The following is a 13,405-nucleotide window of genomic DNA, read 5'->3' as shown; positions in this document are numbered from 1 at the left end:
GATGGAACGGACGGCGGATGTCATCATTCTGGGCGGCGGCATCGTCGGGCTTGCCACGGCGCTGGAACTGCAACGCCGCATGGGCCGCGCCCGCCTGATCCTGATCGAGAAGGAGGCCGCCGTCGCCCTGCATCAGTCCGGGCGCAACTCGGGCGTGATCCATGCGGGCGTCTACTATGCGCCGGGCAGCCTGAAGGCACGGTTCTGCCGGGCCGGCGTGGCGGCGACGCGTGATTTCTGCGACGAACACGCCATCCCCCACCAGACCTGCGGCAAGCTGATCGTGGCGACCGACGCGAACGAGGTGGTGCGGATGCGCGCGCTTCAGGACCGGGCCGAGGCGAACGGCATCCCGATCGAGCCCCTGACGGGGGCCGAGGCGCGGGCGCTGGAACCCAACATCCGGGCCGAGGCGGCGCTGCTGTCACCCAGCACCGGCATTGTCGATTATGCCGCCGTGGCCCGGCGGATGGCCGAGCTTTTCACAGCCCGTGGCGGACAGATCCGCACCGGCCTGCGCGTCACGGGGGGCGGCGACCTGCCGGGCGGGGTGATCCTGCGCACCGATCAGGGGGCGCTGACGGCGGGCAAGGCGGTGATCTGCGCGGGGCTTCACGCCGACCGCCTGGCCCTGGCCTTCGGCGCGCAGACGGATACCGGCGCAGCCTTCCGCATCATCCCCTTCCGGGGCGAATACTTCCGCATCCTGCATCAGCCTGACAATCTGGTGAACCACCTGATCTATCCCGTTCCCGATCCTGACCGTCCCTTCCTTGGCGTCCATCTGACGCGCAAGATGGATGGCGGGTTCACCGTGGGGCCGAACGCCGTGCTGGCCGGCGGGCGCGAGGCCTATTCGCGGCTTGCCGTCGCGCCGCGCGACCTTGCGGGGTCGCTTGTCTGGCCGGGCTTCTGGCGGCTGGTGGCGCGCAATTTCACCCCCGCGATGGGTGAACTTGCTGCCAGCGCCTCGACCCGGCTCTATCTGGCCCGCGTGCGCAAGTATTGCGACCGGATCGCGTTGGCCGACCTCGCACCCTATCGCGCGGGCGTCCGGGCGCAGGCGGTGGCGCGCGACGGGCGGCTGATCGACGATTTCCTGTTCGCGCGCACGGCCAATTCGCTGCATGTCTGCAACGCGCCCTCGCCCGCGGCGACCGCCGCCATCCCGATTGCCGCCCATGTGGCCGACCGGCTTCTGGGGGATGCGGCGTGACCGGGATCCGTGCCCTTGCGCTTCTGGCCCTGGTCGGGCTGGCCGCCGCGCTCTTGGCGCATTTCGTGGCGCTGCGGGTCCTGCTGTCGGACCTCGACGCGCAGCTTGACCGGTCGCTGATCCTGTCGTCGCGCGCCGTCGAGGCCGAGATCGAACGCTTTCGCGCGCTGCCGGATGTCGCCGCCGAGGATGCCCGCATCAAGGCCGCCGTGGCGCGCCCGGCGGACCCCGATGCCATCGACACCGCGAACCGCTATCTGGAAACCGTGGTGCGCCATTCCGGTGCGGCGCAACTGTTCCTGCTGGATCAGACGGGCCTGGCGATCGCCGCGTCGAACTATGCCGCGCCTGACAGTTTCGTGGGCGAGGTTTATGCCTTCCGCCCCTATTTCCGGCAGGCGCTGGAGGCGGGTCGCGGCACCTATTTCGCGATCGGGGTGACGACCGGGCGGCCGGGCTATTTCCATTCGGTCCGCATCCCGGACGCGGGGGCGGGGCCGGGCGTTCTGGTCGTCAAGATCGAACTGGAGGCGCTTCAGGGCGCCTGGCAATCGGCCGAACAGGCGACCGCCGTGGCCGACCGTGACGGGGTCGTGTTCCTATCCGGGGCCGAGGAATGGCTTTACCGCCCGCTGGCGCCTCTGGCGACCGAGGCGCTGGTGCGCCTTGCGTCGGAACGCACCTATGACGGCGTGGCGCTGGAACAGGCCGCGCCGCTTCTGGCCGATGGCCGGCTGACGCTGGCGGGGGCTGGTGCGATGCGCCACCGGCTTGCGCCCCTGCCGCGCGAGAACTGGCAGCTCATCGCCGCTGCGCCCCTGGCTCCGGTCCAAGGGGCGGCGCAGCTCTGGGCGTTGGGGGCCGCGCTGCTGGCGGCCCTTCTGACCGGGATCGCCAAGATCCGCCACCAGCGCCACGAACTGATCCAGCTGCGGCTGCGCCAGTCGGCCGAGCTTGAGGCGCGGGTCGCGGAACGCACCGCCGATCTGGCGCGCGAGGTCGAGGCGCGGCGGCGCACCGAGGCCGATCTGCGCGCCGCGCAGGACAATCTTGTCCAGTCCGAGAAGATGGCCGCCCTTGGCCGGATGTCGGCCGCCATCGTGCACGAGATCAGCCAGCCCCTGGCCGCGATGGAGGCGACGCTGGCCGCCGCCGAAATCGGCCTGCCCCCGGCGGATGCGCCGACGGCTGGGAGGATCGAAAAGGCGCGCGGGCTGGTGCGCCGGATGCAGCGGACGACAAAGCACCTGAAAAGCTTCGCCCGGCCCGATCGCGGCCAGCTTGACGTGATCGACCTGCGCGACGTCGCGACGAACGCGCTGGAACTGGTCGCGCCGCGCGCCCGCGCGGTGGGGGTCGCCCCGGCCTTTGCGCTGCCACCCCATGCCTTGCCTGCCCGTGTGGGTCCTGTGCGGATGGAACAGGTCTGCGTCAACCTTCTCTTGAACGCACTCGATGCGGTCGAGGGCCGGACGGCGGGCGAGGTGCGCCTGACGCTTGGGCCGGGTCCGGTTCTGGCAGTGTCCGACAATGGCCCCGGCATCGCCGAGGCCGACCTGCCCCGCGTGACCGAACCGTTCTTTTCCACCAAGGTCTCGGGCGAGGGGCTTGGGCTTGGCCTGTCGATCAGCCGCGCCATCGTCGAGGAATTCGGCGGCCGGATGGACATCGCCTCACGCCCCGGCGCGGGGACGACGGTGACGGTGCGCCTTCCCGACGTGGCTGAAAGCCGCGAGGCCGCCGAATGACCGCACCCGCCACCACCCCCGCCGCTACCACTCCCGCCGCCGCCCCGCCTGCTGCTGTCTTTGTCGTGGACGATGACGCCGATCATCTGGCGGCGCTGGCCGATCTGATCGGCGCGGCCGGATATCGCGCTACCGCCTTCACCGATGCCGAAAGCGCGCTTCAGGCTGCGCGCGCCACCCCGCCCGATGCGGTGATCACCGACCTCAGGATGCCGGGGATGGACGGGCTGGCCCTGACCTCGGCCCTGGGCGAGGCGGGGCTGGCCGTGCCGGTCATCATGCTGACCGGGCATGGCGACGTGGCCCATGCGGTGCGCGCGATGCGGGCGGGGGCCGAGGATTTCCTGGAAAAGCCCTATGACGCCGCGCATCTCCTGGCGGTGCTGGCCCGGACCCTGCGGGCGAAGGCGGCGCAATCGGAACTGACGCGGCTGCAAGCGCTGGTGCAGGCGCAAGAGGCGCACCGGCTTCTGGGGGAAAGCAGCGGCATGGAACGGCTGCGCGCGCGCATCGCGGCCTTGGCACCCCTGGATGTCGATGTGGTGGTGACGGGTGAGACCGGCACCGGCAAGGAACTGGTCGCCCGGGCCCTGCACGACCAAAGCCCGCGCGCGGCGGCGCCTTATGTGGCGGTCAACTGCGCGGCCCTGCCCGAGGCGATGGTCGAAAGCCTGATGTTCGGCCATGCCGATGGCGCCTTTCCCGGGGCAGGGGCCGCCAAGCCGGGAAAGATCGAAGCCGCCCACGGCGGCACGCTGGTTCTGGACGAGGTCGAGGCGATGGCCCCCGCGGTGCAGGCCAAGCTTTTGCGCGCGCTTCAGGAACGGCAGGTCGAACGGCTGGGCGAAAACCGGCTGCGGTCGGTCGATATCCGGGTGATCGCCACTTCGAAGGCCGATCTGGCCACGCTGGTGCGGCAGGGCGATTTCCGGGCCGATCTCTACTGGCGCCTGGCGGGCGCGACGGTGGAAACCGAACCCCTGCGCGCGATGGGACATGACATCGTGCTGATCTTCACCCATTACGCCCAGCTTGCCGCTCGCCGCTATGGCCGTCCCGATCCCGAGGTGGGCTTTTCCCTGCGCAAGTCGCTGCTGGCGCGGCCCTGGCCCGGAAATGTGCGCGAACTGAAGGCCGCGGCCGAGGCGCATGCCCTGGGTCTTGCACCCCTTGCCCAACCGTCCGAGACGCCGGGGGCCGCGCCCGCGGGCGGCAGCCTGCCCGATCGCGTCGCCGCCTTCGAGGCGCGCGAGATCCGTGCCGCGCTGGAGCGGTTTCGCGGCAACACCGACCTTGCGGCGAAGGCGCTTGGCCTGCCGCGCCGGACGCTGAACGACAAGATGAACCGCTACGGCCTGCGCGACTGAGGCCCCATGCGGCCCCAAGCGCGCGTCGCGGCGGGTTGCGCCGGGCCGCGCCTTGGCGCAGGTTGCGCGCGACATCGCGCCACGGGCGCGGCAAGGGCAGGAAGGGGCATCACATGGTCAGGATCGCGGCGGCGGCCTATCCGCTGGACTGGTTCGAGGATTTCGCGGCCTACGAGGCCAAGCTTTCCGCCTGGGTGGCCGAGGCCGCGGGCGCGGGGGCCGGGCTTCTGGTCTTTCCCGAATACGGCGCGATGGAACTGTCGAGCCTTGGTGGCCGCGCCGTTTCCGAGGATCTGGAGGCCGCCCTGCGTGAAGTCGCCCGCTGGAAGCCCGAGGTTGATCGCGTCCACGCAGGCCTTGCCGCGCGACACGGGGTGCATATCCTGGGTGCCTCCGGCCCCGTCTTCGAAGGCGCGCGCCCGGTCAACCGCGCGACGTTCTACGGCCCGCAGGGAATCATCGGCCATCAGGACAAGCAGATCATGACCCGCTTTGAACGCGAGACATGGGATGTCGTGCCGGGGCAGGACGGGCAGCGCGCCTTCGACACGCCCATCGGCCGGATCGGCGTGGTGATCTGCTATGACAGCGAATTCCCGCTTCTGGCCCGCGACCTGGTCGAAAAGGGCGCACAGATCCTGCTGGCCCCGTCCTGCACCGACAGTTTCGCAGGCTTCACCCGCGTGCGCGTGGGGTCGATGGCGCGGGCGCTGGAAAACCAGTGCGTTGTCGTCCATTCGCCCACGGTCGGCCCCTGCGATTTCTGCCCGGCGGTGGATGAAAATGTGGGCCGCGCCGCGATCTACGGCCCGCCCGACAGGGGCTGGCCCGAAACCGGTATCCTGGCTGAAGGCGGGCTGAACCAGCCCGGCTGGACCTTGGCCGAGGCCAGCCTCGAGGCCATCGCCGAGGTGCGCCGCGACGGCGGCGTTCTGAACCACCGCCACTGGGACGAACAGGCCGCGCGCATCCGGCGCGGATGATCCTGCACTTTTCCCTTGAATTGCGGCCCTTTCGGGCGCATATGCCGCCCCATGAGGCCTGCGCGTTGCGCGGGCACAACCCCTATTCGGAGTGACCATGGCCAAGGAAGACATCCTCGAATTCCCCGGCGTCGTGAAGGAACTCCTGCCCAATGCGACGTTCAGGGTCGAGCTTGACAATGGCCATGAACTGATCGCGACGATGGCAGGCAAGATGCGCAAGAACCGCATCCGCGTTCTGGCCGGCGACAAGGTGCAGGTTGAAATGACGCCCTACGACCTGTCCAAGGGGCGCATCAACTACCGCTTCAAGTAAGTGCGCCTGATCCTTGGATCTGGCAGCCCGCGCCGGAAAGAGATTCTGGCGCAACTGGGCATCGTGCCTGATGCCATCCTGCCCCCCGACATCGACGAGGACCCGCAGCGGGGCGAACTGCCGCGGCCCTATTGTGCGCGGCTGGCGCGGGAAAAGGCGCTGGCCGTCCCGGCGGGCGTGAACGATGTCGTTCTTTGTGCCGACACGACGGTGGCGCTTGGCCGGCGCATCCTTGGCAAACCCGCCGACGCGGGCGAGGCGGCGGCCTTCCTGACCCTTCTGGGCGGGCGGCGGCATCAGGTCATCACCGCGATCGCGGTCCGGCGTGGTGACCGCCTCTGGGCCCGCGACGTGATCACGGCCGTGAAGATGAAACGGCTGTCCGATGACGAATTGAACGGCTACCTGGCCAGCGGCGAATGGCAGGGCAAGGCGGGGGGCTATGGCATCCAGGGCCTGGCCGGGGCCTTCATCCCGTGGATATCGGGATCGTTCACCGCCGTGATGGGCCTGCCTGTCGCGGAAACCGCGCAACTTCTGGCCGCCGCGGGCTGGCCGGTCTGGAGGCAGGCATGAAGGGCCGGATCGTCGTTCTGGACCACCTGGAGGGGCGCGAGGCCGCGGCCCTGATCGTCGATGGCCGGCTGGAGGACCTGCTGGTCGACCCGGCCGACGACGCCCCCGTTCCCGGCGCGATCTACCGTGCCATCGCCGACCGCCCTATGAAGGGGCAGGGCGGCATGTTCGTGAAACTGCCCGGGGGCGAAACCGGCTTTCTGCGTCAGGTGTCGGGGCTGGCTCCGGGCAGGCCCGTCCTTGTGCAGGTGACCGGGGCCGCCGAACCCGGCAAGGCGGTGCCGGTGACGACCCGGCTTTTGTTCAAGGGGCGGTACGGCATCGTCACGCCCGACGCGCCGGGCCTGAACATCTCGCGCCGGATCCAGGACGAGGACCTGCGGGCCGCCCTTCAGCCGCTGGCCGAGGCGGTGATGGAAGGGGCCGATGCCCGGCTGGGGCTGATCCTGCGATCGGCCTCTGCGCTGGCCGAAGAGGACGAGATCGGCGAAGAGCTGATGGACCTCCGCAACCTCGCGCAATCGGTGCTGGCCGATCTTGAGGGCGGGCCCGAGCTTCTGGTCGATGGGGCCGGGGCCTGGACCGCCGCCTGGCGCGACTGGGCCGATCCCCCGCCCGATGAGGTGGCCGAGGGCGAGGGCGCCTTTGCCGCGCATGGCGTGGCGGAACTGGTCGATGACCTGCTGTCGCCCCTCGTTCGCTTGCCGGGTGGCGCGTCGATGACCATCGAACCCACGCGCGCCCTTGTGGCGGTGGATGTGAACACCGGTGCCGATACCTCGCCCGCGGCCAGCCTGAAGGCCAATATCGCTGCCGCCCGCGACCTGCCGCGCCAGTTGCGCCTGCGCGGGTTGGGCGGGCAGATCGTGGTGGATTTCGCGCCCATGCCGAAACGCGACCGCACGCCGCTGGAACAGTCGCTGCGCGCCGTCTTCAAGGGTGAGGCCGCGGAAACCAGCCTGGCGGGATGGACGACGCTTGGCCTGTTCGAGCTTGTCCGCAAGCGTGACCGCCTGCCTCTGGCCGAAGTTCTGGGGCGCACGCCATGACCTGCCCGATCTGCGGCAAGCCCGGCGATCCGGCCTATCGCCCCTTCTGTTCGCGGCGCTGCGCGGATGTGGACCTTGGCCGCTGGCTGACCGAAGGCTATCGCGTCCCTGTCCGCCCCGAGGAAGAGGACGAGGCCGAACGCCCCGATCTGCCGGACGATCCCCCGCAGGGCCGACCGCACTGAACCCGCCGATGCCGCGCGGCCCATCCGGTCCCGCGCCGTTCCCCGCGCGCAGGGCAAGGGGCGGAAAAATTTGCCCGAACCCTCTGGACAGCCCCCGCGCCGTCGCATAATACCGCCCCACCAACGCGACGCGAGTTGCAAACGGTGCCCAGATAGCTCAGTTGGTAGAGCAGCGGATTGAAAATCCGCGTGTCGCTGGTTCGATTCCGGCTCTGGGCACCACTTAAATCAACAAGATCAGTGCATTAGCTGTGGCACAGTTTTAACTTCGTGCGTTACACACTCATCGCACAGTTTTTGCGTGCGTTGAACTGGCGCTGGGCTGGCTGAAAAAGCTGTGTCGAACACTGTGTTTGGAATCAATGTGTTGGCCACAGCAAGTGCGACACAGCGTTTGCCCCACAGTAACTCGAACACAGTTCTTGCCCACAACGTTTTGGACACAGTCGATGGCAGCGCCTTGTCACACCGCACAAGATTTGCAAGACTTTAACTGAGAGGTCGAAGAGGCCGGTCAGATGCCAAACTCAAGGATCACCAGTCGATTATTCGCTGCGCTTGTGGTCTTGACCCTCGCAGTTCAGTGTTTCGCTGGCGTTGCGCGGGCAGACACGCCCTCGGGCTTCTACGTTGGCAAGAACTCCGGAGTGGCTCCGAAATGGAAGAACGGCGAAGTGACCTTCGTAATGCGTCGCGGCGATTGCCAGAAGCGGACTTATGGTGACGGACGCGGTGAAAGTGATTGTTTGAACGGGAATAGTCGCTCGCAGCTTAATGCGCGAAATCAGCAGCGGATGGGGCGCTCTTACGAGTATGCGATGGAAATCTGGGTTGCTCCCGGCTTTCGCTACAATGGTCGTGGTTGGGGGTCTGTGAACTACCGCAGCCGCCTGTGGATCGCCGAATGGCAAAGATCGAACACGATCAAGAACCATATGTACGAGATGTACCTGGACTCTTCAAAGGGCGCGACATTCGAGGACAAGACTTGTTTTACGCCACGTCAATTCGGCAAGTGGAACAGTGTGGTTATGCGGGTGAAGTGGTCAAATGGCAGTGATGGGTTCCTGCAGGTGATCTGCAACGGAAAACTAGTTTATTCGGTTAATGGACCAAACGTCATCCCTCCTGGCTGCGGGACGGAAGCAAAATTGCAATGCAAACCAGAGCTTCAGGATCTCAAGAAACCGATCTTGTGGTCTGTAGGTCCAAGCTTGAAAGGGCATGGCATGAATTACCGCGGCTTTGGATTTCCGAGTCCGTTTCCGCCGTTCCCAGACTCCGGAATCACTATGAAGATGCGCAATCTCTATGTTGGGGGGATCCGTTCCTGAGGGGGCGTGGCTGATCCTTCTCGGGGCAGCTGTAGGAGGGAATTCGATTGAGTTGACACGCCGAGCAGCCTTTGACGTTTCACTTGGGCGGCGGCGTTATCATGTCAGGGATTGAAAATCCGCGTGTCGCTGGTTCGATTCCGGCTCTGGGCACCACTTAAATCAAAAAAATCAAAATGCTTGCAAGCGCGGGGTTCTCGCTTGCCGCGCTTAGCAGTCATCGCAGTTTTTTTGTGTGCGTTTGGCGGGCACCGGGTGGGCTAAAGGAGACTGGGTTGGTCACAGTGTTTTGTTTCGATGCGTGGGTCGCAGAAAGGCGAACCAGTCATCTCCCCATTGTAGCTTGAACGCTGGGCTCAGACCAGGTCCCTTCCCGATGCAAGACGACGATCATCGCCCCTGAGAGGCGGCGCATGCGTCAAGACCGGCCGAGGTCTTGATGGATGCGGGGCGGCAAGGGCGGGAAGCGAACGGGCAACCGGTGCGGATTGCGCCTTCAATGGGGTTCACTCCATCGCCCCAATGCCTTTGCGCGTCATGACGAGCCGCTCGATCCACAGGGCGGCAAGGTAGAGTGCCACCGACAGCATAACGCTCACCACCGCGACGGTCCAGATCATGCCGAAATCCAGATAGCCACGCGATTGGTTCAGCAGGTTGCCCAATCCCCGCCCCGTGGCCAGCCATTCCGCGATCATCACGCCCAGAAGCGCACGCGGAGCGGTCAGCCTCATCGCTGCAAAGAGCCACGGCAGCGAGGCGGGCAGCGTGACCAGCCGTAACTCGCGCCAGCCGCTCGCCCCGTAGGCGCGCGGCAGTTCCAGCGCGGCGCGCGGAACCTGTGCGATGCCCTGTGCGATCATCACGTAGGCCGGGAAAAACGTCACCGATATAGTGATCCACAGCGTCACCGCGGTGCCCCGCCCAAGCAACAGCACCAGAAGAGGCGTGAGCGCGACCAGGGGCATCGTCTGCGTGACAATTGCAACGGGCAGGAAAACCCGCGTGAAGGTCGGCGTCAGCCGTCCTGCGACGGCAAGGCCGAACGCAAATGCCAGTCCCGCCGCCATGCCCGCCAGCGTGATGGGCAGCGTCTCGGCCAGCGCCGCCAGAAGCCGCTCGCGAGCCACCGGTGCACCCTCGGCAAGGAACAGGTAGTCGAAGACCCCCCAAGGCGTCTTGCCAAGCATCTCGGGCACCCGCATCACCCAGAGGATCACCCACCAAAGCACGAAGGGCATCGCCACCGCCCCCAGACCGATCAGTGGCGACATCCGTCCGCCTGCCTCTGCCTCCGGTCCGGCGGGATTCAGGCTCAGCGAGAGCGATGCGCCCAGCATCCGTCGCGAGATCACCGCGAAGACAGCATAGGAAAGCCCGGCGATCAGTGTCGCGGCCAACCCGATCCCCCAGAGCCGGTCCGGCTCTCCGCGGCCCAGGGAACCAAGAAGGTAGGCGCCAAGACCGAACCGCCCGCCTCCACCGAATTCCGCAAGGATCGCGCCCAGAACGGCATTGGGGGCCGCGACACGGAATCCGGAAAGGATCGCCGGAACCGCGCCCCGCACCCGCACCAGACGCAGCACCGCGCCGCGACCGCCGCCATAGGCACGCACCACATCAGCCGCGCGACTGTCATATTGCGTCAGGCCCGTCACCGTCGCCTGCATGGTGACGAAATAGACACCCAGAGCCGCCAGAACGATCCGTGGTGTCATGCCATCCAGCGTCAGCGTCAGGATCGGCGCGATGGCAATGGGGGGCAGGGTGAAGATGGCGATGTTCACGCCCCGCGCCAGCCGCTCGGTAACGGGCGACAGGACAAAGATCAGACCCGCCAGCACGGCCAGAGCATTCCCGATCACGAACCCCAGGCCAGAGGCAGCCAGCGTTGCCGACACATGCGCGGGGTAATCCGCCCGGTCCTGCCAGAGCCGCGAAAGGATTTCTGAAAGCGCCGGAAGCGCGCCAGAGGCGACAAGGTCCAGCCGCCCGGCGACTTCCCACGCCAGCAGCAGCAGGACGGGGGGCAGCCATCGGCGCAGGTCACCCGCCATGCAGCACCCCGGCAATCCGGTCGCACAACTCGTGGAAATGCGGTGCCGAAAAGAGTGACGGTTCCCGTGGCCGGGGAAGATCGATTTCGATGACCTCCACGATGCGTCCCGGGTTGGCTTGCATCACCGCAACCCGGTCGGCCAGAAAGACCGCCTCGTCGATCCCGTGGGTGACAAGCAGCGTTGTCGCCCCGGTCTCGGCCCAGATGCGCTGCAACTCGATGTTCATCTGGCGCCGAAGGATCTGGTCCAGCGCACCGAAGGGTTCGTCGAGGAACAAGACACGCGGTTCGCTGACCAGCGCACGGGCGATGGCCACGCGCTGACGCATTCCGCCAGACAACTCGCCGGGCAAGGCGTCTTCGTAGCCGCTCAGGCCCACCAGGGTGATCAGGTCGCGGATGCGGCCCGTGGCGGATCCGACGTCCCGCCCCAGAACCTCCAGCGGCAGGGCGATGTTCCGCGAAACACTGCGCCAGGGCAGAAGCCCCGCATCCTGAAAAGCGACGCCCGTAAGCCCGGCGGCGGTCGCCTGCGCCGGGGGGCGTCCGGCGATCTCCACCCTCCCCGTATCAACTGGCTCCAGTCCAAGAGAGGCGCGCAGGATGGTGGACTTGCCGCAACCCGACGGCCCGATCAAAGCGGTGAAGCTGCCGGGCGGACAGGTCAGGGTTACATCCCGCAGGGCCTCAATCCGCTTGCCTCGACCCGTGAAGGTCTTTGACAGGCCGGACAGCGCGATCCCTGCGGGTGCCGTCATCAGATTTCTTCCAGAAGCGTCGTGTCGAACATGTCGCGCGTGGCCTTGATGCCGACCTTGGACAGCGCCTCGATATTCGCCGCGATGCCTTCCTCGCTCATCGCAAAGATGCCGCCATCGGCGACCATCAGCGGCTTCTGCGCGGTGTTGAAGTAGACCTCGTTCTCGATCGTCCGGCCCGTACCTGCGAAATGGGTCTCGGACCATTTCGGCGGCCATGCGGCGGGATCGATGAAGTTTTCGTCCCAGCCTTTCCGGCTGGCCCGGAGCCACGCGACCAATTCCTTGCGCTTGGCCGCCAGAACATCCTCGGTCACGACCACCGTGTCGTTGTAGATCGTGTAGCCGAAATCATAGAGCAGGAAGGACGTCGCCTCCTCGCCAGCCTGCGCGATGCTGTAGGGGACGTTTGTCGTGAAATCGAGGCTTGCGTCGATCTCGCCCTTGATGAGCGGGGTCGGGTCGTAGGCATAAGGCACGATGTTCACACTCGCCCGGTCGATCCCGTTGGCGGCCAGCACCGCCTCAACGCTGATCGTGTTGACGGGCGGGACGGCGATGGTCTTGCCCACCATCTCGGCGGGGCTGGTGATCGGGGCCTTCTTCAGGCTGACGATGCCGATCGGGTTCTTCTGATATTGCGCGCCGATGATCTTGAATTTCGCGCCCTGATCCGTGATCGCCTTGACCGTCGTGTCGGGCGTTGTCAGCGCGAGGTCGGCACGCCCTGCCACGATGGTGCTTTCCGGAATCACATCCGGCCCCCCCGACAGATAGGTCAGATCGAGCCCCTCGGCCGCGTAATACCCCTGATCCATCGCAAGGAAATATCCCGCGAATTCGGCGTCGTTGATCCATGCCGCCTGCATCGTCAGGGGCGACGCGGCTCGGGCCATGCGCGGCAGCATTGGCAGGGCCGAAGTGGCGGCGGCTGCGGATAGGAACGAACGGCGGGACAGTGAGACTCTCATGGCAGCGGTCCTGTTGTTTGTGGAAAGGGGAAGGGGTCTTCAGGCAATTCCTTGAATCCGCTGCAACTCCTTCAGCGGCGGCGTTTCTGCGATCTGCTGAGGGTCCAGCAGGTTCCACTTCACGCCCGACGGGCGCTTTGCACGGCGTGCCACCTTGTGCAGTCCCGACGGAGTGGCGATCCAGTCCACGAGGATATCTGTCTCGGATGGGGTCAGTGTCTCCTGCACCATCTGGCAGTCATGAACGACGGCCACGACCGGGGTCGTCTCGTCCACCAGACCCAGGTCGGTGAACATTCCCCATTCAAGGTCAAAGAACCCATGACCTTTGCCAAAGCGCACCCCGTCCACCGACACCGCCGAAGCCCCGGTGACCATGAAATCGAACCGCCCCCGCTGTGCAATCTCTTCCAGGGTGATGGGTCTGCCGAAATGCTCCATCCCGTCCAGCCAGGCGGCATAGAGTTCGGCCCCCTCGGGCACCATCCCCGGTTCCATCAGCAGGAAGCCGCGGTAGATCCCGTAGGTCGACATCACGAATGGCTTTCCCTCGGCGATCATTCGGCGGCGCAGATCGACAAGGCAATTGTCCGGTGTGATGAAGGCGAAACGCGTATCCCGATAAGCCGGCATCGCCACCAGATGGTCGGTCGCCGTCTCGGAGCCTTCGAAATCGGGGATCACCTCGGCAAAATTCAGGTGAAACCGCGTGTCGGGCTTGGCTACATGGTGGAGCTTCGACCAAATCTGCTGGCGGATGATCTTCGATTTCGACATGATCGACCTGTGCCGTTTCAGTGTTTCATCAGATTGAAACGGTAGTTTCATTAAATCAAGAGCGCA

At 66.3% G+C, this 13,405-nt stretch carries 13 protein-coding genes and 1 tRNA gene; 10 read left to right on the top strand and 4 right to left on the bottom strand.

Annotated features, from left to right (window positions below; all coding sequences use genetic code 11):
* Position 1: 1 nt before the first annotated feature.
* The 10 genes from lhgO to E7811_RS03355 all read left to right on the top strand — a co-directional run bounded on the left by lhgO (position 2) and on the right by E7811_RS03355 (position 8,774).
* Complete coding sequence (lhgO, locus tag E7811_RS03400) at positions 2-1,216, top strand: L-2-hydroxyglutarate oxidase (RefSeq protein WP_136393166.1); 1,215 nt, start codon at positions 2-4, stop codon at positions 1,214-1,216.
* The gene (locus E7811_RS03395; RefSeq protein ID WP_136393165.1) at positions 1,213-2,964 is read left to right on the top strand and encodes a sensor histidine kinase; all 1,752 of its coding nucleotides are present in this window, start codon (positions 1,213-1,215) and stop codon (positions 2,962-2,964) included. Before lhgO ends, E7811_RS03395 begins: the two co-directional genes overlap by 4 nt.
* Positions 2,961-4,331 carry a sigma-54-dependent transcriptional regulator gene (locus E7811_RS03390; protein WP_136393164.1) on the top strand — a complete coding sequence of 457 codons (1,371 nt, stop codon included), beginning with the start codon at positions 2,961-2,963 and terminating at the stop codon, positions 4,329-4,331. The genes E7811_RS03395 and E7811_RS03390 overlap by 4 nt, the downstream gene beginning before the upstream one ends.
* 113 nt (positions 4,332-4,444) lie before the next feature.
* Positions 4,445-5,314 carry a carbon-nitrogen hydrolase family protein gene (locus tag E7811_RS03385; protein ID WP_136393163.1) on the top strand — a complete coding sequence of 290 codons (870 nt, stop codon included), beginning with the start codon at positions 4,445-4,447 and terminating at the stop codon, positions 5,312-5,314.
* 97 nt (positions 5,315-5,411) lie between these two features.
* Positions 5,412-5,630: a translation initiation factor IF-1 gene (gene infA, locus E7811_RS03380; protein ID WP_023664579.1), complete on the top strand. Its 219-nt coding sequence runs from the start codon at positions 5,412-5,414 to the stop codon at positions 5,628-5,630.
* The gene (locus E7811_RS03375; RefSeq protein ID WP_136393162.1) at positions 5,631-6,206 is read left to right on the top strand and encodes a Maf family protein; all 576 of its coding nucleotides are present in this window, start codon (positions 5,631-5,633) and stop codon (positions 6,204-6,206) included.
* Entirely contained in the window at positions 6,203-7,255 is a 1,053-nt protein-coding gene (locus E7811_RS03370) for a ribonuclease E/G (RefSeq protein ID WP_136393161.1), read from the top strand. Before E7811_RS03375 ends, E7811_RS03370 begins: the two co-directional genes overlap by 4 nt.
* The gene (locus E7811_RS03365) at positions 7,252-7,440 is read left to right on the top strand and encodes a DNA gyrase inhibitor YacG (protein ID WP_136393160.1); all 189 of its coding nucleotides are present in this window, start codon (positions 7,252-7,254) and stop codon (positions 7,438-7,440) included. The genes E7811_RS03370 and E7811_RS03365 overlap by 4 nt, the downstream gene beginning before the upstream one ends.
* A 146-nt stretch (positions 7,441-7,586) precedes the next feature.
* A tRNA-Phe gene (locus tag E7811_RS03360) sits at positions 7,587-7,662 on the top strand.
* Positions 7,663-8,087: 425 nt separating this feature from the next.
* Positions 8,088-8,774 (top strand): heparin lyase I family protein, encoded by a 687-nt coding sequence (locus E7811_RS03355; protein ID WP_136393159.1) that lies wholly within the window; start codon positions 8,088-8,090, stop codon positions 8,772-8,774.
* A 506-nt stretch (positions 8,775-9,280) separates the two neighbouring features.
* Here the strand turns inward: E7811_RS03355 and E7811_RS03350 are convergent.
* The 4 genes from E7811_RS03350 to E7811_RS03335 are packed head-to-tail and all read right to left on the bottom strand — an operon-like array spanning position 9,281 to position 13,339.
* On the bottom strand, positions 9,281-10,831 hold the full coding sequence (locus E7811_RS03350) for an ABC transporter permease (protein WP_136393158.1): 1,551 nt from the start codon (positions 10,829-10,831) through the stop codon (positions 9,281-9,283).
* Positions 10,821-11,591, bottom strand: a complete 771-nt coding sequence (locus E7811_RS03345) for an ABC transporter ATP-binding protein (RefSeq protein ID WP_136393157.1) — start codon at positions 11,589-11,591, stop codon at positions 10,821-10,823. Before E7811_RS03345 ends, E7811_RS03350 begins: the two co-directional genes overlap by 11 nt.
* On the bottom strand, positions 11,591-12,562 hold the full coding sequence (locus E7811_RS03340; RefSeq protein WP_136393156.1) for an ABC transporter substrate-binding protein: 972 nt from the start codon (positions 12,560-12,562) through the stop codon (positions 11,591-11,593). The genes E7811_RS03345 and E7811_RS03340 overlap by 1 nt, the downstream gene beginning before the upstream one ends.
* Before the next feature lie 39 nt (positions 12,563-12,601).
* On the bottom strand, positions 12,602-13,339 hold the full coding sequence (locus tag E7811_RS03335; protein ID WP_136393155.1) for a 5-formyltetrahydrofolate cyclo-ligase: 738 nt from the start codon (positions 13,337-13,339) through the stop codon (positions 12,602-12,604).
* Positions 13,340-13,405: the final 66 nt, after the last annotated feature.

Origin of the sequence: Aliigemmobacter aestuarii (assembly GCF_004799285.1) — a bacterium.
GTDB lineage: Bacteria > Pseudomonadota > Alphaproteobacteria > Rhodobacterales > Rhodobacteraceae > Aliigemmobacter > Aliigemmobacter aestuarii.
The sequence above is the reverse complement of the archived record's forward strand: the minus strand, read 5'-3'. Positions and strand labels throughout refer to the sequence as shown.

Bases quoted from the DNA above. Each gene is read 5' to 3' on its own strand.
- lhgO (WP_136393166.1), top strand. From the start codon at position 2: ATGGAACGGACGGCGGATGTCATCATTCTGGGCGGCGGCATCGTCGGG.
- E7811_RS03390 (WP_136393164.1), top strand. From the start codon at position 2,961: ATGACCGCACCCGCCACCACCCCCGCCGCTACCACTCCCGCCGCCGCC.
- E7811_RS03385 (WP_136393163.1), top strand. From the start codon at position 4,445: ATGGTCAGGATCGCGGCGGCGGCCTATCCGCTGGACTGGTTCGAGGAT.
- infA (WP_023664579.1), top strand. From the start codon at position 5,412: ATGGCCAAGGAAGACATCCTCGAATTCCCCGGCGTCGTGAAGGAACTC.
- E7811_RS03370 (WP_136393161.1), top strand. From the start codon at position 6,203: ATGAAGGGCCGGATCGTCGTTCTGGACCACCTGGAGGGGCGCGAGGCC.
- E7811_RS03365 (WP_136393160.1), top strand. From the start codon at position 7,252: ATGACCTGCCCGATCTGCGGCAAGCCCGGCGATCCGGCCTATCGCCCC.
- E7811_RS03350 (WP_136393158.1), bottom strand. From the start codon at position 10,831: ATGGCGGGTGACCTGCGCCGATGGCTGCCCCCCGTCCTGCTGCTGCTG.
- E7811_RS03345 (WP_136393157.1), bottom strand. From the start codon at position 11,591: ATGACGGCACCCGCAGGGATCGCGCTGTCCGGCCTGTCAAAGACCTTC.
- E7811_RS03340 (WP_136393156.1), bottom strand. From the start codon at position 12,562: ATGAGAGTCTCACTGTCCCGCCGTTCGTTCCTATCCGCAGCCGCCGCC.
- E7811_RS03335 (WP_136393155.1), bottom strand. From the start codon at position 13,339: ATGTCGAAATCGAAGATCATCCGCCAGCAGATTTGGTCGAAGCTCCAC.